The organism is Asticcacaulis excentricus CB 48, assembly GCF_000175215.2.
GTDB lineage: Bacteria > Pseudomonadota > Alphaproteobacteria > Caulobacterales > Caulobacteraceae > Asticcacaulis > Asticcacaulis excentricus.
Window position 1 is genome coordinate 999,190 of the sequence record NC_014817.1, and the last position, 25,094, is coordinate 1,024,283.

The following is a 25,094-nucleotide window of genomic DNA, read 5'->3' on the forward strand; positions in this document are numbered from 1 at the left end:
CTCAGTGCTTTTTGCACACCTTCTAAAAAGCCTTGCCATGGAAGGCTTTTCGATTGTGTTAACACCGATAAATCTGACGCGCCTGACGTGTTCAGGTGCCCGGTAAGGTCTTGCTGAGGAGACGCTTGAGCTGGATCTGCTGAAGGCTGCGTTCAGCATTGGCGCGGGCGCAGCGCGCCGCCTGTTGCGGCGTTTCGCGTAAAGCCCCGAGCATAGCACCTTCATAGAGCAACAGCCATTCGTGCGACAGGGTATCAGCCATGTCTGCGTAACCGGCTTCGACCAGCAGGGTTTCGAACCATTCGCACAACTGATGCCGGGCGGCGGCCACCACATCGGCAATCGCCGGTTTGGTCGTGCCAAATTCCACCGTCGCCGTGATCAGCAGATCCCCTCGCAACGTCGCTTCCGAAACCTCAGGCAGAGAATCGAACAGGAACAGGGGTCGCGATTTGACCTCCCCCGCTTCGACGGCGATTTTGAGCGCAGCAAAATGTGAAATATGCCAGCGTTCAAGGCAGGCGAGGATGAGATTGTCTTTTGACGGAAAGTGGCGATAGAAGCTGGCCTTGGCGACCGCCGAGTCCGCGATGATACGATCAATACCCGTCGCGCGAAACCCCTGCATGGCAAACAATGGCAAGGCCGTCCGCACAATTCGATCCCTGACGCCCGTTTTTGTACCAGCCATATCCAAGCCTCACTGTGAATGGCGTCAATTTTGACAGACAAGTCTGTCCTGTCAACGTTTACCCATCTCTGCGCAGAGGCTTTATTAAGTATTTTCTGTTTAGGTGGTGGAGAAATCATGCTGGGTATGCACCCGCACAAGGACTTTTGGCTGCATGCCCGAACGCGACGACTACAAAAACCAACGCGACCGCTACATTGCCTTTTCTCTCGCGGCGGCCGATCTGCTTGTTGAAGTCGACGAAGGAGGAAAGATCGCCCGCACCGTCGGGGCCACTAACGCCCTTTTGGCCGAGGACGCGCAAAGCGTCAAAGGGCAGGCCATCGAAGCGCTTTTTCCGTCCGCAGACCGCTATCTGGTCGCCCGCCTGCTGTCGCGGGCCCGCGACATCGGGCGTATCGACCCGGCCACTGTCCGCCTGAAACCCGATGGCCGCAAACCGATTCATGTCAATCTCGGCGCCTGTTATCTGCCCGATCGGCAGCGGACCTTTGTGACCGTTACGGTGCTGTCTGAGCCGCTGGTCAAGGCCTTGCCTGAACGCGATGATATTTCGGGCCTGCTCGATTTATGCGAATTCCAGCATATGGCCTCGCGGTCCATAAAACCCGGTGATGCCGGTTCGGGCGCGGCGATGTTGCAGGAAATGCAGCTGATCCGGCTGAATGGCCTGAGCGACGCTATGGACAAGATGCCGCAGTCGCGTTCCGAACAGTTAATGGGTGAAATCGGCGCCCTCCTGCGCGCCTCCTCCGGGCCGACCGGCGCGGCCGCGCGTTTGGGCGACGATGAGTTCGGCCTGATGGCCGATCCGGGCTCCAGCGCCATCAGCGAAGCGCAATTGATGGGGGATATTCAGCAGGTACTGAATAACGCTGGGGTGAAGGAAGACCGCGTGTCTTCCAGCATCGTTACCTTGTCTATGGACACAACAAACCTTAGTGAAGACAGCGTCGCCAAGGCCCTGTCCTACGTTGTGGACAAGTTCACCAAGACCGCCACACTTGAAGCGCGTGATCTGCAAAACAGCCTCAACGCCGCCATCAACGCCGCTGTCGATCAATACGCTCGCGTCAAGGCCGTCCTCGCCGCTGGTCAATTCACCCTCCATTATCAGCCGGTTGTGGACATAGCCTCGCGTGACGTTCATCACTACGAAGCACTATTGCGTTTCAACGGCGGGCTGGATTCCTACGACACGGTGCGTTTTTCCGAACAGGTGGGGCTGGCGGTCGAGTTCGATCTGGCCGTCTGCGACAAGGCGATTAGCGCCCTGCATCAGCATCCCGGCGAATCCATCGCCATGAACCTTTCGGGACTTTCAGTGCAAAACGCGCAGTTCCGCGACCGCCTCAGCGCCCGGCTCAAGGCCGAGCCCGCCCTCAAAAATCGGCTGATGTTCGAACTGACCGAGTCGCACATGATCGAGGATGTGGAGGACGCCGCGCGCTACCTGGCCGATCTGCGCCGCCGCGGATATAAAATCTGTCTCGATGATTTTGGCTCAGGGGCCGCCGCCTATAACTATCTGCGCCGCTTCGACGTAGACTATATCAAGATTGACGGCCCGTTCCTCAAGACCGCCCTCACCCAACCGCGTCAACGCGCCCTTATCCACTCACTCAGCATACTGTGTCAGGAACTGAAGTGTCAGTGTATCGGCGAAATGATCGAAAGCGAAGACATGGTGCGTCTGGCCAAAGACCTTGGCATCACCCACGGTCAGGGCTGGCTATTCGGTAAACCCGCCGCCCAGATCCCGCCGCGCAGTAATGCGGTATCTCATGCCGTGGCGCGCCGCAAAGGGGTCAGGGAAACCTGGGGCTGATCCCTCCTCTTGTCAGGGTCATTTTGACGGTCTAATCTCCTCCCTGGGGGAGAAAACAGCATGTTCTCAGCTATTTTCAATCGCGGCTTCGATCTGTTGGGCCGGCATTTCGTGCTGATTTTCGGCACGGCCTTCTTTATCATGGGCCTGCCTTCGGTTCTGGGGGCCGTCTTCCTCTACGATCTGACGGGATATACAAACGACAAGCTGTTTGAGTCGCTGTTTACCCATGGCTGGCCGACCGTCGCCTATGCCGTACTGTGCGTCGCGCTTTATCTAATCAACTACTCGGTCATCACCGAGATTGCCGTGACGGGACTGGCGCGCAGTGAGTTCCGATTAAGCGACGCACTTGGGCGCAGCCTGATGAATATTGTCCCTCTGCTGATTCTCTTTGTCCTATGCGGACTGCTGGTCGGGCTGGGGTTTATCCTGCTCGTCGTACCAGGGATTATCCTGATGTTGGCCTTATCGGTCTCCTGCACCGCCTATATTGCCGAGGGTAAGACCGGAATCACAGACGCTATGTCGCGTAGTTTTGACCTGACGCGCGGCCATCGCTGGGCGTTGCTGGGCGTGTTTATCTGTGTGGGTTTGCTGGAAACAGTAATTGGGACCATTGCTGAAGCCCCGATGCTGTTTGTCGGTCAGGACCTACCCCAGCCATTAGTTATTGGCGCGTCCACCCTGATCAACACCTTGAGTGATGCCTTTTCGCTGGTGTTCAGCGTCGCCGCCTATGCGTGCCTGCGTCAGGCCAAAGAGGGCCATCCGACCAACAGTGCGGCGGATGTCTTTGGCTGACGGTTTCTATTCGTCGAACTTGTCCTTGCGGCGACGGCCAAGAAGCATACGACCTTCAAGCTGCGCCCGTAGGGCGGCGTAATAGGCCCGCAGGAACGCCTCGTCCGAGGGGATATCGCTGGCGATGTTAGGTTCGACCCAGCCGATGCGCGTCTTGATGCGGTCGGCGACGGCCCGCAAGGTGGGGGCGCGCTTTTCGCGCAAGACCTCCTCCAGCACGCCCAGCTCCTTTTCGCCATAAACGCTGATCTGCTCCGGCGTAAAGGTGAGGCCGGGCGACGTGACCGGGGCCTGTTCAGCCAGATCGAAGCTCAGGCGCTCACGCGGTACATGCACGACGCGCGTGCCGCCCAGAAAATCGCCCAGACGTGCCCGCGAGGTATTGAACAGGGGCAACAGAGCGAGAGTAAGGGTCCAGATCAGGGCCACCAGAGACACCCAGCCGCCATTGACGCTGGCCTGAAGCGCCAATGTCAGAGGCAGGTACAGCTCCACCTCACGCAGGGCATTGCGCGTAATCACCGCAGAGGGGGTCAGGTGACCGCCATCGTGCGAAATGACGCGAATCTTCATCACCCGCTTGCCCGGTGTGGCTGCGCGCGGCCCCAGCTCAAACAGCATGAAATAGCCCGAACGCAGGAAAAAACCGACAAGCACAAACAGAATGATCAGCGCCTGAATGAACGGATGATCCATCTTCACATTATCGAACTTCAGATGCTCGAACGGCAAGAGGATGTACAGGATCACCAGCACGACGGGTGCCAGAATGATGATCAGAAAATCGATCACCAGCGCCGCAAGACGGGAGGCAAAGGAAGCCGTGCGAAACGACAGCACGACGCCTTCGGGCGTCGTTACGGGCGTGACGGGTCCCTCTGTGGACGGCAGGGCGACGGCCCCGCCCTTCATCAGGTCAGGTCTGGCCATGACTAACCTCATAACGGCCCTCATGACGGACCTCCGATGGGCGCGGTTTGCGCGGGCGACCCACCGCCATGAAATAGGCCAGCCAAAAGACCAGCATCACACCGCCAAACGTAAAGCGTGCCCACATCTCGGTCACCGTCTGACGCGCCACGCCTTCGATAAAGCCGGCGATGATCAGCATCAGCATGGCGCCCAGCATGGCCGTCCCGGCCAGTCGCCCGGCTTCGGCCAGCGCCGCCTTGCGCGTCAGGTGGCCGGGGAACATGATGCGCCGCGCCAGATGAAAGCCTGCCGCCGCACCGATCACGGCCGCTGTCAGCTCGGTCGTGCCGTGGATCGACAGCCAGGCTATGAAATCCGGTCCCAGGCCGCGTGAGGCAAACAGCCACACCATAGCGCCGACCGACATGCCAAAGACAATCATCAGAAAGGCCGTCGGCAGGCCACCGATCACCCCCAAGGCAAAGGCCGACAGTGTGACCTGTGTGTTGTGACTCATCAGGAAAACGGAAAAGGCCGCGAGCGGTTCCCCGGCTTCGGTGCCACCAATGGTCTTGCGCAGATCGTCAACGCTGGCGTTCAGATCGCGGCCTTGCGACATGCCGCCGACCAGCGGATCGTACCAGCTAGGGTCAGCCATGCACATCAATATGCCCCCCACAATCCCCAGCACCAGACACAGGGTGGACAGGGACAGCTCCCCCCACAGGGCGCGCACTGACCGCGGCAGGTCGCGCAGGAAGAAGTCGCGGACGATCACACCGGGCCGGGCGTGCGGACCGTACATATAGACATAGGCGCGCGCGCACAGAGCCTGCAAGAAGGTGATCAGGTTGCGGTCGAGCGAGATCGACTGCGCCATCGACAGAGACGATACCGTCGAACGGTAAAGTACCGGTAGGTCCAGCAATTCCTCGGTGGTGAATTTGCGCAAACCGCCGTTTTCGGCGCGGTCAATCTGCCTGGCCAGCGCCTTCCAGTCCTTCTCGCGCGCTTCGCGGAACTTCTGGCTCTTGAGTTGCAGAGGGGGCTTTTCGTTGGGGGCTTCGCTCACAACCGGTCCTCCCGTTTCATTTCCAGATATTTGAGCACCAGTTGCACCGCCATGGCCTCGGTCGTCGGTTCGAGCACCTCGATACCATAGCGGCGCAGCGTCGCGTGGACGGTTTCGCGCTGCTGCAACAGGCGACGGGCGAAGATGGCGCGGGTCACGTCATCCGCCGCCTGCGGCTCGGACGCCGCCAGCCCCTCCAGCACCTCATCGCGGAAGGCGACAAAGACGATCAGGTGCTTTTTCGACAGGCGCTGCAAGGCTTCAAGCATCAGGTCGGCGCTGATTTCGTCGATAAAGTCGGTAAACAGCACGATCAGCGAACGGCGCGCGATCTTCGACCCCAGATCGGCAAGGGCCAGCGTATGGTTGGTTTCTTCGGGGCGGTCGTCGAGCCCCGACAATTGCGCCTTCAGCGTCTCATAGGCACGCGTCCCGGCCAGCAGCGGCGCATTGTGATAGGGCCGCGCCGCAAAGGCGAAGGAGCGCACATTGTCGCCAATCTTCAGCGCGCAGTAGCCCAGCAGCAGGCCGGCATAGAGGGCGCGGTCGAGCTTTTTGACCCGCAGCAGCGGCTCACCCATCAGGCGGCCAGTGTCGAAGGCTAGCACGATATGGTGGTTGCGCTCGGTCTGAAACTCCCGCGACAGCAGTTTGAGGTGACGGGCCGAGGAGCGCCAGTCGATGCGGCGATGATCCTGCGACGAGTCGTATTCGCGCAGCGCGTGGTATTCGGAACCGTTGTGCAATTGGTTTTGCACGCGCACCCCATAGACGGAGTCGCGCGAAAACAAGGCGGCGGCGTCCTGCTGCACGCCTTCGATGTCCGGTGTGACCACCATTTCGGCTTTGAGCGGCACGACCTTCTGCACATAGCCGAGCCCCAGAGCGCCGCTCCAGCGCAGATGCGCGGTTTCCACCGCCGCCTTGCCTCGCGCGGAGGCGCGCAGGTCCAGTTGGCCTTTGAACACGCCGTCTTCCGGGTTCAGGGTCAGACCGGCCTGCGGCGTTTGCAGGCGTGACGAGACGCCCCAGCGGATTTCGATCTTTTTGGGCGCGCGTGCTTTGAAGCGCACAGCGTAGTCAAAGTCATAGTCGCGTCCGACACCGATGCGGCGCGGCAGGTAGATATCCAGCGTCAGATGCGACGGCAGCGGCGCAAAAACCCCTTCAAACACGGCCAGTGCCATCATCCCCAGCATGATCAGCGGCATGACCCACCAGACGGCAGGCGCCACAAAGACCACCCCCGCCCCCAGAAGGACGCAGGCGATCAGAATGCGGATCAGGCGCGGGGTGGGATGGATCATCTGGGGATCTCGATACGCTCCAGAAGCCCTTGCAGGACGCCGTCCACCGACTGCCCCTCGATCTCGGCCGAGGGCGACAGCAGCACGCGGTGGCGCATGGACGGCAGATAGAGGGCCTTGATGTCGTCCGGCAGCACGTAGTCGCGTCCGTCCAGCGTGGCGCGCGCCCGTGCCGCCCGCGCCAGCAGCGCGCCAGAGCGCGGCGAAGCCCCGACCGCCAGTGACGGGCTTTCGCGCGTGGCGCGGATCAGGCTGACGATATAGTCCAGATTGGCGTCGTTCAGACGCACCGTGGTCACCACGCGGATCGCTTCGGCCAAGGTCGCGGCATCCAGCACCGCCTCAATGCCCGCCTGTTCCGGATCAAGCGTCACCGCCGAATTGCCCGCTTCGTCGATGATGCGGCGTTCTTCGCTGGCCGACGGATAGCCCAGCACGTGCTTGAACAGGAAGCGGTCCAGTTGCGCCTCCGGCAACGGATAGGTGCCCTGCTGCTCGATTGGGTTCTGGGTGGCGATGACCATGAAACGGTCACCAAGATCGTAGCGCGTGCCATCGAGCGTCACCTTGCGCTCCTGCATGGCCTCCAGCAGGGCGGCCTGCGTCTTAGGCGGCGTGCGGTTGATTTCGTCGGCCAGCAACAGATCGCAGAAGATCGGCCCCTTGGTCAGGGAGAAGGTCGAGGTCTGGAAATTGAACAGGTTGGAGCCCAGAATATCGGCCGGCAGCATGTCCGGCGTGAACTGGATACGCCCGAAACGCAGGGACAGCGAACGGCAGAAAGCGCGCGCCAGCAGGGTCTTGGCCGTACCCGGAGGCCCTTCGAGCAGCACATGGCCGCCGGAAAACAGGGCGGTCAGCATCAGCTCGACCGTATCGGCCTGACCGATAATGACCTTACCGATTTCGCCCTTAAGGCGCGCCGCAAGGCTGTGAACGTCGGAAATCTGCATCTAGCGCTCCGTTATCTGGTGCTTCCAGGCGTGCAAACGGCGCGCCCAGCTCAGCAGTTGCATGGGGTTGGAAAGGCGGTCCGCCTCGGCCCTGAGGGTACTGTAGCGTTCCGGGGTATTATGTTTTTCGCTCAGGCGCTCGGCCAGCTCGTCCGGCCCAGCACTATGGCGGCCGAGGCCCAGCGCTTTCAGCGCCTGATCGCGCACGAGCTGCGCATAGGCCGGAGCCAGTTTCGGCTCACGCCCGGCCTTAGCGATCAGGCGCGCCGCATTGTCAGCCAGCACGGTGACGCCGCGCCCATGCGGCGTATCCGTGGACGGATCATGCGCGGGACCAAAGCGCGAATAGGCCGACCACAGCATGGCCAGAGCCAGCACCAGCAGGCACAGCGGCACACCAATAAAGGGCGCGCGCGCCACATGGTGCATCAGGTTCTGTTCATAGGCCAGATTGTTGAAGGTTACATCGAACGCCACGGTGCGGGCGCCCGGCGCAATGGCCTCAATGATGGACAGAGCCCCCGCCACCCGCTCCGGGTCAGCCAGCATCTGATTGTCCATCAGGTCCGGTTCGCTGAGCAGATAGACCGGGCTTTTGAACGGCTTTTCGCCCGGCATGGGGTTGACGCGCGACAGCAAGACCTCACCGTCCGGGCCCAGCAGCATCGGCGTCAGGTTCGGCCCGGCAAGAGACTGCAAACCCCGGATGCGGCCGCTGGTATAGGCCTTGGTCAGGATGGTCTGACCGGCGGCGGGCGTCAGGGCGTAGGACTTATAGCGGCCCAACGGCGCACGCCCAAGGGCATAGTTCAACCGTTGATAGGTGATCTTATAGCGGGTTTCGCCGTCTTCCTGCACGGTCTTCTTGTGCACGGGCGACAGCAGGGTCAGTTGCGAAAAGACGCGATTGGGGGCCTGAAAATGCGGGTTGATGTCCCAGCGCGGATGCGACGGCATGGGACTGGCGGACCATTTAGGGGCGACGACCAGCACCACCTTGCCAATCGGCTTATACAGCAGCCGCTCGGCCTTTTCGGCGCTGGGCGTCGGCCAGTAATCATCGGCCTTTTTCGCCTCCGCCTTCGCCTCATACGAGGTCGAAGAGGCTTCCTGCGCGGCCTGCGACGCCGAGGCTTCGGCCTGCGCCTGCTTCAGCTTTTCCTGCACTTGCGCGCTGGTCTGGGATGAGGCGGAGGCGCTGGAGGTCGAAGACGCGCTGTGTTCCTCCGGCACCGGTTGAGGCTCGTAATATTCCGGGTCATCGTTGAACAGGGCGCTGTCGCCGTCCAGCGTCACGATAACCAGATCGCTGACCTTTTGCGGCCCTGTCTCCTGCCGTGACAGGGTCGTCTTGTAATTCGATGCCTCAAGAACATCACGCAAGCCCTTGAAACCCTGCGCCGAATAGCCGGTGATATTGGCCGCCTGTCCGCGCCCGGCGGGTTCCAGATGCGGCGTAATCAGCACCAGCCCGACCATCAGGAACAAACCGGCGATCAGCGCCCCGACAACCACGGGCAAAAGACGACTGGCCGGTGGCAGGCCTTTTTTGACAAAGGGCAGACGCATCATTTCGCTCCCTTCGGCAGGTGCTCGGAGGCAACGAAATCGACATAGGCCTTGCGGCAGGCTTCAAAGCCCTCGCGCCCGACGGGGATGCCAGCAAAGAAGCTCTTTTCGGCCCAGCGGGTGATTTCGGCATAGGCCGGGCGCGCGTCTTCGGGCAGCAGCGGATGTTTGCCGATATCGCGCGCCGAATAGTGTTTGCGCACCAGATCGGGACGATAGGCGTTGAGATCGGCCACCGAGCGCTTGAGCAAAAGGTGGACGGCCTCATCATACTGGCCCTTGTCGGCCAGGGCGTCGATTTCCTCGATCAGGGCGGCGGCGGCTTCGGCAGTCGGCCGCCATGGCGCATCGGCCTTCAGGCCGTCACGCTGAAACAGACGCTCGACCTTGCCCGCAATAAAAGCGCGCACCAGCGGCGACAGCAGCAGGATGACCAGCGCAAACAGCAGGAGATACAAAAGCCAGGGCAGGATAGGCGCGACTGGCTCCAGCAGGTCGCCAAAAAACTTGCTGACCTTGCCCAGCCATTCCAGAAAAGCCTTCAGCCAGCCAATATCGGCTTCCTTGGGCGGCGCGGTGTTGGTGAAGCGCGTTTGCAGCAGGCCGTTTTCGTTGACCTTGCGGATCAGGGCTTCGGCGGATGAGACATCTGCCGCCGTCACGCTGTCTGGCGCGGCCTGCGCCATGGGGGATGGCGCGCTGGCCGCTGCCGACGCAGAGGCTTCGGTCGTGATGGCCGTCGCACGCATAATATCCCGTCTTCCCCCATACTTTACCCCGACCATAAGGGGTAAAACCGCACGGGGTCAACCCGCTTCACCTCCCGCATTCCGGGGAGCCGAGCAGAGAAAAGGCGATGGCCTGCTGCACCGCCTGAAATGAATCATAAACCGCCACCGGGATTGACATTTCCACCCCCGCCGCCACCCCAGTTGCCCCCGCCCTGACCCCCACCTTGACCGCCACCGGGCCCGCGGCCGCCCATACTGCGGCCTGTAATGCCAAAGGGGTTAAAGCGCAGGCCCACCATGAAGGTGGTCCCGCCATTATCGCGTTCCGTAAAGCTGCGGACCGTTTCATTGCTGGTAAAGGTGCGGGCCTTGCCCTGCCCCTGCGCCGTAAAGGTCAGGGTGAGTTTGGCATTCAACGGACGGCTGTAGGACCCCTGCCACGTCATCGGACGTTCGGTATAGCCTTGCCCATTCAGGGTTCTGACTGGCGCGTTCAGCGTCAGTTGCAACGTATCGCGAGGCGTCACGCTGTAGCGCGCCCGAATGCGCCCGGTCACGGAGTCCTGCTCGGTGACGGTGGCCACCGTGCTGGAGCGTGGCGGCTGCGTCTCGCGCTTGGCGGTCGATTGGATATTGAGGCTGAACTTGCTGCCCCAGCGCTTGTCGATCTGGAAGTCCATACCGGTTTCGACACCTTCGCCACCGTTTTCAACGCTGGTCAGCAAAACATCGTCGCTGGTGTCCGTGGGTGTATTATTCGGGTCGATATAGACCGTGCGATTGACGACAATCCCTTCCGTCACCCGATGGAAATAGACGGCACTGAAAAGGAAGTTTTTAGCCCGATCATTATATTCGTAGCGCAGTTCGTTGGCATGGGTTTCGGCAGGCTTGAGGCCCGGATTACCCTGACGCGCGCTGCGCTCGCTATTGTAGATGATCGCTGGATTGAGGTTGTCTATATTCGGCCGGCTGACGCGGTGGCTGTAGTTATAGCGGATTTTTGACTTGGGGCTCAGCAAGTACTGCGCGGCAAAGCTGGGGTGGTAGTTGATATAGCTGGTCTCGAAAAAGGCCTGATCATTGCCTGACGGATTGGGATTGTACCAAACCTTGCGATTTAGGCTGACATGGGTTTCTTCGACCCGCAGCCCCCCCTGCACGTTCCACTTTTCGCTCAATTCCCGCTGATAATTGACATAGAATTCCCTCTGGTCCTGATCGCGGACCACAGAGTTGGTACGGCGCGCATTCAGCGTCCGGATACCTGTCAGACGGTTGGTGTCATACTGACTGGCATCACGTAACCCGCTACGTGAGTTCAGGTCGAAGCCGGTCGAAAAAATGCCGTTCCAGAGCGGGCGCGTGTAGTCTGCGCTTAAGGACAGGCTCGAATCCTCACCCAGCTCGACATTTTCCTGCACGACGCTGCGGCTGGTTGTGACCTGATAGGTGAGGTCCGCAAGGTTGTTCTGCGTTGTCTCACCCGTGGTGACCCGCAAATCGGCGCGGAAGGTTTCTCCTTCCTGATCGCCCTTGTGGTTGAACCCCAGACGCGCGGAGGCCTGACGGGCTTCGTTGGTATTGTTGCGTACACCGTCATACCGCTCGCTCAGCAGACCCGCCGCATTCAGGTCTTCGGTATAGTCCTTGCTGTTGGTGCGGCCTTCACTCTGGTTGTAAGTGCCTTCGAGTGTGAACGTATCTTTCTGATTGGGCGCGTATTCGACATTGCCCCTCAGCCCGTAATTATCGTTTTCTGACCGTGTGTTACCCCCGGAAGTGGTCGTGGTGTTACCGCTACTGCGGATGTATTCGCGGGAACTGCTGGTCGAGCCCCGGTTGGCCCCATGCTGGATGTTGAGCCCCCCTGAGAAAGACAGCGTCCCCTTCGCCCCCAGATCTTTCCCCGCACCGCCTTGCAGCGCAAGCATGTAGCGTCCGAAACTTCCGGCATTGGCCAGAACAAAGAGGTTTGGCCGCAAACCGCGCCCCGGCCTCAGATTAATGTTGATAATACCGGCCCCGCCTTCGGCCCCATACTGAGCGCCGGGATTGGTCATGACCTCAACTGTATCAATATCCTCAGCGGGCATGGATTGCAGGGTCATGCCACGGAAATTGCCTTCGGTGCGCGCTGACGGCTTGCCGTTAATATAGACCTGAACATTCGAATTGCCGCGTAAGGTCACATTGCCCTCGCCGTCCACCTGTACGCCCGGTGCCTTATTCAGCGCATCCGCCGCAGACGATACCGGTGTATCCGGGTCGGTCTTCGGGTCATACACATCGCGGTCGATCTTGGTGAGCGGGCGGGCGGCCGTAACAGTCACGGTTTCGACCGCCTCACCTGTACCGGTGGCGGGCGCGGCCTCCCCCGGTTTGGCGGCGGGTTTGGCCGGCGTTGGCTGCGCCTGAGCGAGAGGCGGGTTTGGCGTCGTCGCGGGAGCCGTCTGGGCAAAGGTCGGCGCGCTCATCATCAGACCCAGGGCGCTGGTGGCCAGCCAATAGCGCGTGTCGTGCGGGGGCATTTTCATTTGTGGAATGTCTTTGTCTTTTATTTACACAAAAAGGAGCAACCCGTGCGGGTTGCGCTGCTGACTGATACGCGCGCCCCTGCCCGAGCCGTCGCCGTTGCGGATTTTTGTCTGCGAACACAAACCCCTGTAACATAAATACTACAATTCAGTAGCGCGGCCTTTCTTCCGTCATACCTATTCCACAGGCAGGGCAAGCCCTCTCTACAGTCAAAACCGAAAGTATAGAGAACGCCCTTATCTCGGACGGAAGGTGAAAATTATAGTTAATCAAAGGTCAACATATGAAGCCGATGTAAATTTTCACGCAGTTTGCAAAATAATAACACATTGACGTCATTGTGGCGGTGCCGAGGTATTGCATCATGACGTCACCCAAGACCCCGACTTCGTTTAAGGATCGCATCCGCAAATCAGTCACGCTGATCGTGCTGCTGGTCGTGTCGGCTGTGCTGACCCTTATCGAGCTTGGCCATCCGCTGGAGCTGTTCCTACGCGCGGCTCGCAACTCCTTTCAGAAAATGCCGGTCAGCGGCGAAATGGTCGTCGTCGGTGTCGATGACGAAGCCCTGTCTTCTCTGGGCCCCTGGCCCTGGAAACACGCCCACATGGCCGGTCTGACCGAGCGCCTTTTTGCCGAAGGCGCCAATCGCGTCTTCTTTCTTACCCCTCTGACCGATCAGGGCGAAAGCCGCAACCGGCTGCTGGCCGATACCTTTGCGCGCCACCCCGGCCGTGTCTTTGTTAGTGCCAAGGCTGACTACCGTTCAGGGCCGAAGGAGATGACCTACATCCTCCCCCCTGACATCGTGCGCGATGAGGCACAGACCGTATCATTAGCGCGATACGTGGCCTTCTGGGGAGGGCTGTCCAAAGTCCCTTACAAGACCGAGATTAGCGGCCAGGCACTCGACTCGATCGAGTCTGTTCTGTCAGGGGTTTACGGCAACACGCAGGAAAGCTTCTCCATAAATTATGCCTTCGACAGCAGCACCGTGCCGTATGCGAGCGCCGCTGACGTTCTGACTGGCAAAACAAAGACCAATGCCTTTCGGGGCAAGGACGTGCTCGTAGGCTTCAATGACCCCAGCCTTGGTGATCAACTGCGCGTTCTGGGTCAGGGCAATAAGTCTTCTACCTCAACCGTCGTCGTACTGGCGGCAGAGACGCTCAAGCGTGGCCGCCCATTGCAACTGGGCTGGTTACCGGGTTGGCTGTTTGCTGCGGGTATCGCCGCGTGCCTGCTCAGCCCGCGCATGAAACGTGGCAAGCGGCTTCTTATGCTGGGAGCCGTCGTTACGCTACTGGTCGTGCCGGGCGTTCTTGAGCGCTTCAATATCTTCATGGATATTATGGGTGGCATGACCCTGCTGTTCCTGACAGGCATCTGTGTCCTGTGGCGGCGCTTTGGCGCGCAGGAGAAGAAGGGAGGCACCATCAATCCCGTATCCGGCCTTTTCACACCCAATGCCATCCGTCACGAAGACCGCCTCGATGGCCGGCAACTGGTTGCCGCCCGTATCCGCCGTTACGCCGAAATGGTCAGCGCCCTGCCGCCGGAGGCTGAGCGCCTGCTGGTGAAGGAGATCGTGGCGCGCCTCGAACTGGGGGCCGGTGGGGCTCAGCTCTATCACGGCGACGACGGCAACTTCTTCTGGCTGTCGAACCTGTATGACCATGACCTGCTGATCGAACAGTTCACCGCCCTGCACGTTATCTTCCGCAGCCCCATTCGCTTTGCGCGCAATTCCTTCGACGTCGATATCTCCTTCGGCGTGGATCGTGAATTCGACCTACCCGTCTCGCACCGTCTGACCAGCGCTCTGGCCGCCGCCCACTCGGCGGAACAAGATGGCACTCGCTGGCGTCTGCATGATCCGTCGCAGATCAGTGAAAAGGAGTGGAACCTGTCGCTGCTGGGCGAACTGGACGACGCGTTGGACGCCGGCAAGATCTGGGTGGCCTATCAGCCGAAGATGGACCTTTACAGCAAGGAATTGCTGGGCGCCGAAGCGCTGGTGCGCTGGACGCATGAAACGCGCGGCCCGGTCAGTCCGCTGGAATTTGTCGAAATGGCCGAACGCCACGGCCGTATCGACCGCCTGACAGATTTTGTGCTTAACGACGCGCTGAAAGTCGCCAAGACGGTCCTGCTGACCAAGCCGGAGTTCCGCATCTCTGTGAATATTTCGCCCAGTCTTCTGACGTCGCACGACATCATGGACACGGTGAAAGCTGCGCTTGACCGGCATCAGGTGCCGCCGTCCTGCCTGATCCTCGAAGTGACCGAGACGCACGCAATTGCGCAGAACGAGACGCCCAGCCTGCTGATGGCCGAATTCCGCGACATGGGGATTGGCCTTTCGATCGACGACTATGGCACAGGCCTGTCCACGCTGGAGTATCTGCGCAAAATCCCGGCTACCGAATTGAAGATTGACCGCCGCTTCACGCAGGATATCTGCGAGAACAAGGCTGATCGCGCCGTGATGAAGTCCACCATCCAGCTGGCGCATGCGCTCGGCATGAAGGCGGTGGCCGAAGGGATCGAAACGCTGGAAGTCTTGTCGCTACTGGCGCGCATGGGATGTGATACCGGTCAGGGCTACTATATAGCCCGGCCAATGGACGCCAAGGCGTTCTTGGCGCGCATGGCGGCCGAAGCCGAACAACTGCGCCACGGCTAAAACACATCTTCAGTAAAACGTTACGACCCGCTGTCTTCTAACAGCGGGTTTTTTTTACTTACGCTTATCCGCGTTGGCATAGCTTTTGCTGTGAAACACCGCCTATTAACCTTGTTGCGCAGGTATCGCGGCGAAATGTCACGCAACCCCGACTGCGTTTATTTTGATTTCCCTGCACAATTCGTCAGTTGCGAGAAAAAACGGGTTAATATGCCGTAAAAATTCTTGGTTAATGCTTGTCAATGCGTTTAGAAAGTGTTAACCATGCACGTACAGCGATAGGGCTGTTTAGCGTGGTCAAGTGAGGCATATCATGTGGGATTGGCTGTTCGGATACTGGCTCTAATACCAGTACAAAATACTTTCGGAAGGCCCCCTTTGCGGGGCCTTTCTTGAGTCTGCATACCCGTATCGGCGGATGTCGGATTCCGTATTTACGAGGGCAGAGAGCCTGTTAAAAACAGATAGACCAACCCCTCAACAGGATTGCCATGACCCATATTTTGAAAGGCCTGACGCCACTGACTGGCACTTTGCTACTGATCGTGTCCCTCACCCCGGCGCAGGCGCAGGACGCGGCTGCCGGTAAAAAGGCCTTCGGGGCCTGCTTGTCCTGCCATTCGGTGAAGCCGGGTGCCACGGGCATCGGCCCGTCACTGGCTGGTATTGTCGGCAAGAAGGCCGGGACCAATGATCCTAAGTTCAGCTACTCAGCCGCGATGAAGAAGGGGCCGGTATGGAGCGAGGCGCAACTGGACCGCTTTCTGGCCGATCCGAAAGGAACCCTCCCCGGCAACACCATGGCCATGGCCCCAACAAAGGATGCCAAAAAGCGCGCTGATATCATAGCCTATCTCAAATCCAATTAGGCGCGCCACGCCCGGATCACATCGGCCAGTATGGAAACGGCGATTTCAGGTGGCGTTTTCGCCCGGATATCGAGCCCGACCGGCCCCCGGATACGGTTGATCTGAGCGGCATCAAAACCCAGGGCTTTCAGCTTTTCGATACGACGTGCGTGGGCCCGGCGGCTGCCCAGCGCCCCGAGATAGAAGGCCTGTGAATGCAAGGCCGTAGCCAGTATCTCCGGCTCATAGTCGTGATCGTGGAACAGGCTGATGACCGCGGTGGCGGCGTCGATCAGACCCGTGAGGCCGCCGCCGGAGGCGGCGCTTAACGGCCGGATCACATCGGCTCGGCTGCGTTCGCGCGTGGTGTCGTCTGGGGACACCACCGCCGTTGCGAACTCACTCAGACACGCCATCTGTGCCAGGAACGGCACGATCGGACCCTGCCCCATGACCAGCACACGCGGTTGCGGCCGGTAGAGCCGCTCAAAGCCCCCGTCCCACACATAGACGGCCTCTCGCCGTTGCTGGCGAGCCGTTCGCAAACCCGCTACGGCCTCATCGCTCAGCGTCACATCAAATGCGACCGAGATCCCCGACCCACAGGGCAAAACAATGTCGCGAAAGCGCGAGCCTTCACCATAGCGTTCCACATGGTTGCATCCGCGTGCGATGGCGCTCAGCGCATCGCGCACCAGAGCCTGTTCAGCGCAGCCGCCCGTAATCGCCCCAACCGCGCGCCCATCTTCGGCCACAGCGATCTGGCTGCCCACTGGTCGGGGAGACGAACCGTCGATGGCCACCAGCGTCAGAAGCGCCGTCTTCAGCCCTTCGCGTCGCCAGCGCCACAGATCGTCGAGCACGTAGTCGCCATAGGCCGGGACGGTAATGTCGATAACCTCACTCACGCCCTTTTTGCCAAAGCCTCCGGCGTCAGAGGCAGCTTGCGCACGCGCACACCCGTCGCCGCAAAGATGGCGTTGCACACGGCCGGAATGACCGGCGGCAGGGCCGGCTCGCCCAGGCCGGTCGGCGGGTTGTCGCTGAGGACAAAGTGCGTGTCGATGTGCGGCGCTTCGGACATGCGCATCAGCGGCACCTCCTGGAAATTACCCTGCATCGCACGACCCTTCTCGAAGGTAATTGCCTGTCGCAGCTCACCAATACCGTCGATAACCGAACCTTCGACCTGATTGATCGCGCCCGCCGGGTTGATGATCTGCGATCCGACATCGCCAACCACCCAGACCTTCAGGACGCGCCACGTGCCGTCCGGGCTAACCCGCACCTTGGCCACCTCGGCAAAATAACCGCGATGGCTGAAATAGGTGGCCAGACCGAAGCCCTCCCCTGCTGCCGGTTTGCGACGGTTCCAGTGTGAGCGCGTTCTGAGAGTTTCCAGTATCACTTTCAGCCGTTTCAGATCGTAGTCCGGGCCCCGGCCCTCCGCAGGCGGCACATTACCGGCTCTCTCAATCAGTTGCAGACGGAAGTCGAACGGGTCCTTACCTGCCGCATGTGCCACCTCATCAAGGAAACATTCGTGGACATAGGCCAGCGAGTTGGACGACGGCGCGCGCAAATAGCCCGTGGGGACAAGCGTCTCTATAAGCGACTGCTCCAGCCGGTAATTTGGAACGGTCATCTGCAAGAAACCGTCCGGCGTGATGCCGGCGCCCTGCGCGGGTTTACCACCGCGCGCAAAGGTCACGCCGTGCGCCTGATAGGTGCTAAGGCCGCCCGCCCCATCCAGACCGGCGCGCAGACGGTGATAATTGCCGGGCCGGAAGTAGTCGTAAGCGACGTCGTCTTCGCGCGTCCACAAAAGCTTGACCGGAACGCCAGCCTTTTGCGCCACCACCGCCGCTTCGAGCATGTAGTCGTTCTCCAGCCGTCGCCCGAAACCACCGCCGCCACGGATCATATGCACTGTGATCTTGTCTTCCGGCACACCCAGCGCCTGCGCCACCAGTCGGCGGCCCCCGCCTGGCGACTGAGTCGGAGCCCAGATTTCAATGCCGTCTGACGTCACCTTCGCAGTACAGTTCTGCGGCTCCAGCGGCACATGCGGGATGAAGGGCGTCTCGTAGACGGCCTCGATCGTTTTCGCTGCAGCCGCCAGCCCCGTTTGAGTGTCGCCCTTGTTACGAATGATATCGCCACTGCCCATCAATAGCTTTTCCGCCTGTGCCGCATAGGTCGCCGTGTCATGCGGTACGCCTATGGCGTCGTCCCAGACGATCTCCAGCTGATCGCGCGCCGATTTGGCGTACCACCATTTGTCGGCGACGATGGCCACGCAATCCTGAATCCCGTGGAAATCCCCTTTACCTTCCAGCGTGAATAGCTGGACCACGCCGGGCAGCTTGCGAACGGCATCAAGATTGGCCGACTTGAACTTCGCGCCGTAAACCGGCGGTTTGGCCAGGATGGCGTATTTCATCCCCGGCACCTCGGTGTCGATACCGAAGATAGGTTCGCCCCTGACGATCTTTGGACTATCTACTCCGCCCTTAAACTGCCCTATTAGGGTGAAGCTTTTGGGGTCTTTCAGCGCCACCGTCTTCAGGTCCGGCAACGGCACCTTCGCTGCCGCCGAAGCCAGCGCTCCATAGCTCAGCTTCTTGCCGCTCGCCTTATGCAGCACCGTGCCCTTGACGGCACTCAGCTCGGCTGCCGGCACCCTCATCGCCTCGGCCCCCGCCTGAAGAAACATGGCGCGCGCCGCAGCACCGGCGCGGCGCATATTCTCATAATTCATCGGCGTGGTTAGCGAACCACCGGCGAATTGCGGCCCATAGGTTTTTTCATCGACAGGGGCGGTTTCGACGTGCACCTGCGCCCAATCGACATCCATTTCCTCCGCGATGATCATGGGCAGCATGGTCTTGACGCCCTGCCCCACCTCAGGGTTCTTGGCCCGGATGGTCACCTTCCCTTCGAGGTCAACGGCCACATAATCAGTCAGACGCGTGGTGGCGGATTGCGCCTCTGACGGTGAGGCCCCGAAGCCCATGACAAAGCCCCCACCGGCAAGCGCAGCCGCAGAGACAAACAAGCGGCGCGAAATCTTCACATCATCCATGCTCAGGCCTCCCGCGTGTCGGTGAGTGCCACCCCGGCAGCTTTCTTGATAGCTGAACGGATGCGAGTGTAGGTGGCACAGCGACACAGATTGCCATCCATTGCCGCGTCAATATCTGTATCGGTTGGCTTGGGCGTCTCTTTCAAAAGAGCCGCCGCCGTCATGATCTGACCGGCCTGGCAATACCCGCACTGCATAACGTCCAGCTCCAGCCAGGCCTCCTGAAGCGCCTTGCCTTCCTTGGTCTGACCGATGCCTTCAATTGTGGTCACGGCCGCGCCTTCGACGGCACTGACCGGCGTGATGCAGGCGCGCACTGGCGTGCCATCGACATGTACCGTGCAGGCCCCGCACTGAGCGATACCACAGCCGAATTTGGTGCCGACCAGCCCGAATTCGTCGCGCAGAGCCCACAGTAGGGGCATATCTTCCCGCACATCCTGCTCGTAGGCCTTACCATTGATACTGAATCTCAAGACCGTCTCCCCTTGTATGTGAACAGAAGTTTAGCGGATTTGGTACGGCCGCAAAGTGACATTTGCTTTATCTAAACCGCTCACGCGCCCGCTTCATATCCACCACCGTATCGATATCGAACAACTCATCTGCCGCCGCGTCCAGGATTACGGTTTGAACGGCGGCAGAGATCAATATCCGTCGCGCCCCCTGATCGCCACTAAGGCCGCGCAGGGTTGCGATATGGGTCGCAGAGAAGGCCACAGGCGGCACTTTCGCGTCACCAGCGGCGCTCACGGCGATGGTGATACCGTCACCGAGCGCGCTCAACAGAGCCTTGATATGCGTCAGGGGCACAAAAGGCATATCGGCCAAACAGACCAGCACCCCGGTAGCGCTGTTCACCTGCCGAGCCGCCAGAGCCAGGTTGTCCCCAATGCCGGCGTCCGACGCGGGGGTGACCGTCTCAAACCCCAGTGCCATAAGACCGTCCCGCAAGCCGTCCGACGCCACCACGGCGAGTTTCTGCCTCCACCTCATCTCTGAAACGCATTGCGCCACATGCAGACCCAACGGCCTGCCGCCCAGATCGGCCATCAGCTTGTCTGCATAGCCAAAGCGCCGGGAACGCCCGGCCGCCAGCAGGATCAGGGCCATGTCTGTGCTCTTCATCTGCCTACCTTGCCCGGATATTGGCTTTTTCTCAAACTCCTAATTTCTTTCGTAGCGTCATCCAGCTATAGGGGGGCGTCATGTTCAAGCTCCCCCCCAAGGACATCCCGCCGTTCCCTGAATTTGTCGCCATTATCGCCGCCTGCATGGCTGCGACGGCACTGAGCGTGGACACCATGCTGCCCGCCCTGCCCGCCATGGCGGCGGATTTCGGCATCGACAATGCCAACCGCATGCAGCTGATCATCTCGGTTTTCTTTATGGGGATCGGCGTAGGCCAGTTTATCTGCGGCACCCTCTCAGACTGGCTCGGGCGACGCCGCGTCTTGCTGGGCGGGCTGATCGTCTATGTGCTGCTATCGCTGACCGTGTCTCTGGTCACCGATCTGGAGCACATGATTCTGCTGCGCTTTTTTCAGGGCGTGGCGGCGGCTTCGGCCAATGTCATCCCGCGCTCGGCCATCCGCGACCTCTACACCGGCGCGCGCATGGCCAAGGTGCTTTCGACCTCACACGTCATCTTCATGGCCGTACCGATCATGGCACCCAGCCTGGGTCAATTGATCATGCTGGCCTTTCCGTGGCGTGGCATTTTCTTTGCGCTGACGATCGCCGGATTGCTGGTCTTTGTCTGGGTGTGGCTGCGCCTGCCAGAAACCCTGTCTGTCGAGCAGCGCTTCGCCCCATCACCGGGCAAGTTCCTCCGCGTGGCGCGCTATATCGCCTCAGAGCCTATGTCACTCGGCTATGGACTGGCGGTGATGGTGATGACGGCGATGATCCTCTGTTATCTGTCGATGATGCCGCAGATCTTCGAGGAGGTGTTCCATCAGCCGGGTTATCTGGGACTGGTCTTCGCCCTGTGCGCCGGCGCCATGGCGGTCGGAGCCTTCACCAATATCCGTCTGGTCGAGCGGCTGGGGACGCGCGTCATGTCACACCGTTCGCTGACCGCCCTGATCATCCTTTCGACCGTGCATGTGATATGGGCGCTGCTGGGCTATGAAACCTTGATCAGTTTCACGATTCTTCAGGGCCTGACTATGATGTGCATGGCCATGTGCACCTCCAACTTCACGGCGATTGCCATGGAAAAGGTCGGCCATGTGGCGGGCACGGCGGCTTCGCTTCAGGGGGTCCTGTCGATGGTCGGCGGCGGCCTGATCGGGGCGTGGATCGGTCAGTTCTGGTCCGGCGGAGTATGGCTTCTGCCGCTGGCAGCTATGGGGCTGGGCCTGACAGCCATCTGCATAATTCTGGTGGTCGAAAAGGGTCGGCTTTACCGCAACCCGGTCTGATTATTCGGCGTCGGGTTGCCGATCAGGTCGCGTGGTGTCAAAGGCCGGATGGCTCTGGCAGGCGGCTTCGACATCCCTCAGACGCGGCCAGCGCAGTTCGACTCCAAAGCGGCGGGCATTGGCCATCTGCGGCACCAGAAAAACGTCAGCCAAAGTCACCTGCGCCCCGAAGCAGTAGGGCCCCGCCTGCCCATCCAGAAGGGCCTCGCAGGCGTCAAAGCCCGTGGCAATCGTCTCCTGCGCCCACGCCCTGACGTCCGCCTCGTCCTGACCCAGCGCCTTGATCCGGTTGAGAACGCGCAGGTTCTGCACCGGGTGGATTTCGCAGGCAATGGCGTAGGCAAAGGCACGGATACGCGCCCGCTCCAGCGCGCTGCCGAGCAGAAGTGGCGGCTGCGGATAGACCTCCTCAAGATATTCGCAGATGGCCAGAGACTGAGTCAGTATCTCTCCGTCTTCGACCTCCAGCGCCGGGACCAGACCTTGCGGATTGACCTTCAGAAAGGCCGGTACCCGCTGATCCCCGTGACGCAGGTGCACGAAGACCTGATCATAGTCGAGACCTTTCAGCGCCAGCGCGATACGCACACGCCAGGCGGCCGATGAACGGAAATAGCCGTGCAGTTTCATTTCGCCGTCATCTCATTCTCTTCCGGCGCGGGATAGACCCCGTCCAGCACTTCGTCAAAATGGGCGCGCACCTGATTGGCACAGCCGCAGGCGCGCTGCCTGAGCCCGGCCGGATCGCGGATTTCGACCCGCCCGCGCACGGTGGCCAACAGGCCGTCCCGTTGCAACACACCCATGACACGGCTGACATAGGCCCGCCCGACACCTAGCATAGACGACAACTGATCCTGCGTCAGCGGGATTGTCGCCGTCTCTGTGCGGTCCAGCGCTAGGGTCAGCCAGCGCGCCGCCCGCTGTTCGATGGTGTGAGTTGCATTGCAGGCAACCGATTGAAACACCTGCGCCAGCAGGCAATCCGAATAGCGCGCAAAGAAGTAGCGCAGCGTGAGGGATTCGGCCTTCAGCGCCTCCAGCGTCTTCAGATCAATACGCAGCAGTTTGCCCGGAAACTGCACCTCGGCGCACGAAAAGGCGGGCAGACGGCCTTGACTGACGATGCCGCCGACGGCCCCTTCGCGCCCGACCAGCGCGGTTTCTACCCCGCGCCCGTCATCGAGCAGTACCCGAAAACCCACCAGGGTCGGCCCCAGCGGGAACCAAGCATGGCGCACCACGTCCCCGGCACTGAACAATACCATGCCCCGCCGGGCCTCAATAACCTCCATACGCGCTTGCAGCCGCATCCGGTCGGCGGGGCGCAGCGCCATCAGGAGATTGCTGCTCAACAGTTCGGGGTGGAGCGTGTCCATAGGGGAACCTCATCGCGTTTACCCCTATGTGTACGAGTGCACATACAATGCTGCCATGTCGGGTTAGGCACGCGGCCGCAAGGTTTCAATAAAATCGGCTTCGTCGAAAGGTCCGCACATTTATGGTGACCGCCGCCCCCATTATCCTGCTGACCGAGCCGCACCCTCCCAGCGCCGACCTCATCGTCACCTTGCTGGAGGATCTGGGGCTGAAGGCCATGGTCCTTACCCGCGGTGACGCTCTTCTGGAGGCCCTGTTGTCGCGTCAGGGCCACGTCGTACTGCTCAGCATCGACCTGCCAGACATGGACGGGTTTCGCGCAACACGCCAAATTCGTGATCTGGAACGCCGCCGGCTGATCCCGCCAGTCGTTGTAATCGGCCTGACGCCGCAGGGCCTGATCGATGAGCGCCAGCTGTGCCTCGATGCCGGCATGGACGGCCACCTGTCGAAACCCGTGACGCTGGGTCGACTCAGCGCCGCCCTGTCGCCCTACCCGTTACCGAATTAATCCTGTCGCTTTTGCGCCTGAAAAACCTGCCCCGAAAAAATTTGTAGCGACACGCTGGAAACCGGTGTCATTACCGTATAAGGTAGCGGCAACCATAAAAACAAACGCTCAGTATCGGGAAAGACGCCATCTCCATGCGCCCCTTTTTAAAATCGATTGCAGGCCTCACGGCAGGCCTGTGCCTAGCTATGTGCAGCCCGCTGGCGAGCGCCGCCTCTCAGCCTTCAGACAATGCGGTCAAAAAGACGATGCGCAAGGCCACGGAGTTCATGGTCGAGACGGTTTCGACCAATGGCGGCTATGTGTGGTCCTATCTGCCGGACATGTCGCGCCGCTGGGGTGAGCTGGAAGCCAAACCCAGTATGATCTGGGTGCAGCCGCCGGGCACGGCCACCATGGGCCACCTGTTCCTCGACGCCTATCATGCGACGGGCGATGAGTATTACTACACCGCCGCCGAAAAGGCTGCCGCCGCCCTGATCTTCGGACAGCAGGACAATGGCGGCTGGCACTATTTCATCGATTTCGGTGGCGAGGCCTCAACGAAGCAATGGTATGACACCATCGGCAAGAACGCCTGGCGCATGGAAGAGTTCCAGCACTACTGGGGCAATGCCACCTATGATGATGACGGCACGGTGGAGGCAATGACCTTCATCCTGCGTCTCTATCTCGAAAAGCACGATCCGAAGTACAAGCCCTCGCTCGACAAGGCGATCGACTTCGTTCTTAAAAGCCAGTACCCCAATGGCGGCTGGCCGCAGCGGTATCCGCTGAAGTACGAGTTTTCGCACCACGGTCAACCAGACTACACGTCCTACATCACCTTCAATGACGATGTGGCCGCCGGCAATGTCCACTTCCTGATCCTCTGCTATCAGGCACTGGGTGAAACGCGCGTTCTCGATGCCATAAACCGCGGCATGAACATCTATATTCTGGCGCAAAACGGCGCGCCGCAGGCCGGCTGGGCGCTGCAATATACGCCCGATCTCAAACCCGCAGGCGCACGCACCTATGAGCCGAAATCCCTGTCGGCGCACACCACCGCCAGCGCCATCCGTCAGTTGATGGACTTCTATAAGCTGACCGGCGACACCAAATATCTGGCGCCCATTCCGGCGGCACTCGACTGGCTCGACTCGGTGCGTCTGCCCGGCGAAAAGCCCCTCTATCCGTCGTTTGTCGAACTGGGCACCAATAAGGCGCTCTATACGCACCGCGAAGGCTCTAACGTCATCAGTGGTCACTACTATGCCGACTATAATCCGGAGCATACGCTGCGGCACTATAGCTCAACGCGGTCGATCAATGTCGCCAAGCTACGTCAGGACTATGAAAAGCTGAAAGCCACCCCGCCGGAAGAGGCCTCTAAGGACTCACCGCTGAAAAACGGCGTGGCCAAGCCGCTGCCGCGTTACTTCCTGATCGAGGAACACGGCGATTCTGACCTCAACCACGGCCGCGCCGCTGAAACCGCCGATCAACTGGTCAAGTCCCTGAACAAGGACGGCTGGTGGCCGACCGAGCTGAAATCGACATCTAACCCGTACATCGGCGACGGTTCGCCAACGCCGGCCGAAGGGGATTACCGCTCAACCCATGTCGGCGACAAGACCGATACCTCGCCCTATATCACCGATAAACCCGTCATCGGTATTTCGACCAGCGCCTATATCGACAATATGAAGGCGCTGATCGGGGCACTGAACACCAAAGACACTAACGAAAACAAAAAGAAATAAGGGAAATC

The 25,094-nt window shown here is 60.4% G+C and carries 21 protein-coding genes; 7 read left to right on the top strand and 14 right to left on the bottom strand.

Annotation, left to right across the window (positions count from 1 at the left end; genetic code table 11):
- Positions 1-91: 91 nt before the first annotated feature.
- Positions 92-691: a TetR/AcrR family transcriptional regulator gene (locus tag ASTEX_RS19505; RefSeq protein ID WP_013480723.1), complete on the bottom strand. Its 600-nt coding sequence runs from the start codon at positions 689-691 to the stop codon at positions 92-94.
- A 154-nt stretch (positions 692-845) separates the two neighbouring features.
- Between ASTEX_RS19505 and ASTEX_RS16235 the strand changes: the two genes are divergently transcribed.
- Positions 846-2,519 (top strand): EAL domain-containing protein, encoded by a 1,674-nt coding sequence (locus ASTEX_RS16235; RefSeq protein WP_013480724.1) that lies wholly within the window; start codon positions 846-848, stop codon positions 2,517-2,519.
- A gap of 60 nt (positions 2,520-2,579) precedes the next feature.
- A complete protein-coding gene (locus ASTEX_RS16240) occupies positions 2,580-3,323 on the top strand; it encodes a YciC family protein (RefSeq protein WP_013480725.1) in 744 nt (247 codons plus the stop codon).
- Between the two features lie 6 nt (positions 3,324-3,329).
- Here ASTEX_RS16240 and ASTEX_RS16245 read toward each other — a convergent pair whose 3' ends face one another.
- From ASTEX_RS16245 to ASTEX_RS16275, 7 genes are all read right to left on the bottom strand, one after another.
- Entirely contained in the window at positions 3,330-4,253 is a 924-nt protein-coding gene (locus ASTEX_RS16245) for an RDD family protein (protein WP_168148168.1), read from the bottom strand.
- On the bottom strand, positions 4,240-5,307 hold the full coding sequence (locus ASTEX_RS16250; RefSeq protein WP_013480727.1) for a stage II sporulation protein M: 1,068 nt from the start codon (positions 5,305-5,307) through the stop codon (positions 4,240-4,242). Before ASTEX_RS16250 ends, ASTEX_RS16245 begins: the two co-directional genes overlap by 14 nt.
- Complete coding sequence (locus tag ASTEX_RS16255; RefSeq protein ID WP_013480728.1) at positions 5,304-6,614, bottom strand: DUF58 domain-containing protein; 1,311 nt, start codon at positions 6,612-6,614, stop codon at positions 5,304-5,306. Before ASTEX_RS16255 ends, ASTEX_RS16250 begins: the two co-directional genes overlap by 4 nt.
- Entirely contained in the window at positions 6,611-7,567 is a 957-nt protein-coding gene (locus tag ASTEX_RS16260; protein WP_013480729.1) for an AAA family ATPase, read from the bottom strand. Before ASTEX_RS16260 ends, ASTEX_RS16255 begins: the two co-directional genes overlap by 4 nt.
- On the bottom strand, positions 7,568-9,139 hold the full coding sequence (locus ASTEX_RS16265) for a hypothetical protein (protein WP_041659418.1): 1,572 nt from the start codon (positions 9,137-9,139) through the stop codon (positions 7,568-7,570). It lies immediately after the preceding gene.
- Complete coding sequence (locus tag ASTEX_RS16270) at positions 9,136-9,885, bottom strand: hypothetical protein (RefSeq protein ID WP_013480731.1); 750 nt, start codon at positions 9,883-9,885, stop codon at positions 9,136-9,138. Before ASTEX_RS16270 ends, ASTEX_RS16265 begins: the two co-directional genes overlap by 4 nt.
- Positions 9,886-10,019: 134 nt before the next feature.
- Positions 10,020-12,404 carry a TonB-dependent receptor gene (locus tag ASTEX_RS16275; RefSeq protein ID WP_013480732.1) on the bottom strand — a complete coding sequence of 795 codons (2,385 nt, stop codon included), beginning with the start codon at positions 12,402-12,404 and terminating at the stop codon, positions 10,020-10,022.
- Positions 12,405-12,769: 365 nt separating this feature from the next.
- Between ASTEX_RS16275 and ASTEX_RS16280 the strand changes: the two genes are divergently transcribed.
- Both ASTEX_RS16280 and ASTEX_RS16285 read left to right on the top strand, forming a co-directional pair.
- Complete coding sequence (locus ASTEX_RS16280; RefSeq protein WP_013480733.1) at positions 12,770-15,091, top strand: EAL domain-containing protein; 2,322 nt, start codon at positions 12,770-12,772, stop codon at positions 15,089-15,091.
- 491 nt (positions 15,092-15,582) lie between these two features.
- Positions 15,583-15,960 carry a c-type cytochrome gene (locus ASTEX_RS16285; RefSeq protein WP_013480734.1) on the top strand — a complete coding sequence of 126 codons (378 nt, stop codon included), beginning with the start codon at positions 15,583-15,585 and terminating at the stop codon, positions 15,958-15,960.
- Here ASTEX_RS16285 and ASTEX_RS16290 read toward each other — a convergent pair.
- From ASTEX_RS16290 to ASTEX_RS19510, 4 genes are all read right to left on the bottom strand, one after another.
- On the bottom strand, positions 15,957-16,847 hold the full coding sequence (locus ASTEX_RS16290) for an XdhC family protein (RefSeq protein ID WP_013480735.1): 891 nt from the start codon (positions 16,845-16,847) through the stop codon (positions 15,957-15,959). The genes ASTEX_RS16285 and ASTEX_RS16290 overlap by 4 nt on opposite strands.
- Positions 16,844-19,024, bottom strand: coding sequence for a xanthine dehydrogenase family protein molybdopterin-binding subunit (locus ASTEX_RS16295; RefSeq protein ID WP_013480736.1), 2,181 nt, complete (start codon positions 19,022-19,024; stop codon positions 16,844-16,846). The genes ASTEX_RS16290 and ASTEX_RS16295 overlap by 4 nt, the downstream gene beginning before the upstream one ends.
- Positions 19,025-19,026: 2 nt before the next feature.
- The gene (locus ASTEX_RS16300) at positions 19,027-19,500 is read right to left on the bottom strand and encodes a (2Fe-2S)-binding protein (RefSeq protein WP_013480737.1); all 474 of its coding nucleotides are present in this window, start codon (positions 19,498-19,500) and stop codon (positions 19,027-19,029) included.
- A 67-nt stretch (positions 19,501-19,567) separates the two neighbouring features.
- Positions 19,568-20,152, bottom strand: a complete 585-nt coding sequence (locus ASTEX_RS19510; protein WP_013480738.1) for a nucleotidyltransferase family protein — start codon at positions 20,150-20,152, stop codon at positions 19,568-19,570.
- 80 nt (positions 20,153-20,232) lie between these two features.
- On the opposite strand from ASTEX_RS19510, the gene ASTEX_RS16310 reads away from it, so the two are divergent.
- The gene (locus ASTEX_RS16310; RefSeq protein ID WP_013480739.1) at positions 20,233-21,450 is read left to right on the top strand and encodes a multidrug effflux MFS transporter; all 1,218 of its coding nucleotides are present in this window, start codon (positions 20,233-20,235) and stop codon (positions 21,448-21,450) included.
- Here the strand turns inward: ASTEX_RS16310 and maiA are convergent, their stop codons facing one another.
- A complete protein-coding gene (maiA, locus tag ASTEX_RS16315) occupies positions 21,451-22,080 on the bottom strand; it encodes a maleylacetoacetate isomerase (protein ID WP_013480740.1) in 630 nt (209 codons plus the stop codon).
- The gene (locus ASTEX_RS16320; RefSeq protein WP_013480741.1) at positions 22,077-22,829 is read right to left on the bottom strand and encodes a Crp/Fnr family transcriptional regulator; all 753 of its coding nucleotides are present in this window, start codon (positions 22,827-22,829) and stop codon (positions 22,077-22,079) included. The genes maiA and ASTEX_RS16320 overlap by 4 nt, the downstream gene beginning before the upstream one ends.
- A gap of 122 nt (positions 22,830-22,951) precedes the next feature.
- Between ASTEX_RS16320 and ASTEX_RS16325 the strand changes: the two genes are divergently transcribed.
- Positions 22,952-23,341 carry a response regulator gene (locus tag ASTEX_RS16325; protein WP_013480742.1) on the top strand — a complete coding sequence of 130 codons (390 nt, stop codon included), beginning with the start codon at positions 22,952-22,954 and terminating at the stop codon, positions 23,339-23,341.
- Positions 23,342-23,475: 134 nt separating this feature from the next.
- Entirely contained in the window at positions 23,476-25,086 is a 1,611-nt protein-coding gene (locus tag ASTEX_RS16330; RefSeq protein WP_013480743.1) for a pectate lyase, read from the top strand.
- Positions 25,087-25,094: the final 8 nt, after the last annotated feature.

What these genes read in the sequence shown, in the direction of transcription:
- ASTEX_RS16260 (WP_013480729.1), bottom strand. Translation starts at nt 7,567, where the DNA reads ATGCAGATTTCCGACGTTCACAGCCTTGCGGCGCGCCTTAAGGGCGAA.
- ASTEX_RS16245 (WP_168148168.1), bottom strand. Translation starts at nt 4,253, where the DNA reads ATGGCCAGACCTGACCTGATGAAGGGCGGGGCCGTCGCCCTGCCGTCC.
- ASTEX_RS16270 (WP_013480731.1), bottom strand. Translation starts at nt 9,885, where the DNA reads ATGCGTGCGACGGCCATCACGACCGAAGCCTCTGCGTCGGCAGCGGCC.
- ASTEX_RS16265 (WP_041659418.1), bottom strand. Translation starts at nt 9,139, where the DNA reads ATGATGCGTCTGCCCTTTGTCAAAAAAGGCCTGCCACCGGCCAGTCGT.
- ASTEX_RS16240 (WP_013480725.1), top strand. Translation starts at nt 2,580, where the DNA reads ATGTTCTCAGCTATTTTCAATCGCGGCTTCGATCTGTTGGGCCGGCAT.
- ASTEX_RS19505 (WP_013480723.1), bottom strand. Translation starts at nt 691, where the DNA reads ATGGCTGGTACAAAAACGGGCGTCAGGGATCGAATTGTGCGGACGGCC.
- ASTEX_RS16285 (WP_013480734.1), top strand. Translation starts at nt 15,583, where the DNA reads ATGACCCATATTTTGAAAGGCCTGACGCCACTGACTGGCACTTTGCTA.
- ASTEX_RS16325 (WP_013480742.1), top strand. Translation starts at nt 22,952, where the DNA reads ATGGTGACCGCCGCCCCCATTATCCTGCTGACCGAGCCGCACCCTCCC.
- ASTEX_RS16280 (WP_013480733.1), top strand. Translation starts at nt 12,770, where the DNA reads ATGACGTCACCCAAGACCCCGACTTCGTTTAAGGATCGCATCCGCAAA.
- ASTEX_RS16310 (WP_013480739.1), top strand. Translation starts at nt 20,233, where the DNA reads ATGTTCAAGCTCCCCCCCAAGGACATCCCGCCGTTCCCTGAATTTGTC.
- ASTEX_RS16320 (WP_013480741.1), bottom strand. Translation starts at nt 22,829, where the DNA reads ATGGACACGCTCCACCCCGAACTGTTGAGCAGCAATCTCCTGATGGCG.
- ASTEX_RS16255 (WP_013480728.1), bottom strand. Translation starts at nt 6,614, where the DNA reads ATGATCCATCCCACCCCGCGCCTGATCCGCATTCTGATCGCCTGCGTC.
- ASTEX_RS16275 (WP_013480732.1), bottom strand. Translation starts at nt 12,404, where the DNA reads ATGAAAATGCCCCCGCACGACACGCGCTATTGGCTGGCCACCAGCGCC.
- ASTEX_RS16295 (WP_013480736.1), bottom strand. Translation starts at nt 19,024, where the DNA reads ATGGATGATGTGAAGATTTCGCGCCGCTTGTTTGTCTCTGCGGCTGCG.
- maiA (WP_013480740.1), bottom strand. Translation starts at nt 22,080, where the DNA reads ATGAAACTGCACGGCTATTTCCGTTCATCGGCCGCCTGGCGTGTGCGT.
- ASTEX_RS19510 (WP_013480738.1), bottom strand. Translation starts at nt 20,152, where the DNA reads ATGAAGAGCACAGACATGGCCCTGATCCTGCTGGCGGCCGGGCGTTCC.
- ASTEX_RS16330 (WP_013480743.1), top strand. Translation starts at nt 23,476, where the DNA reads ATGCGCCCCTTTTTAAAATCGATTGCAGGCCTCACGGCAGGCCTGTGC.
- ASTEX_RS16235 (WP_013480724.1), top strand. Translation starts at nt 846, where the DNA reads ATGCCCGAACGCGACGACTACAAAAACCAACGCGACCGCTACATTGCC.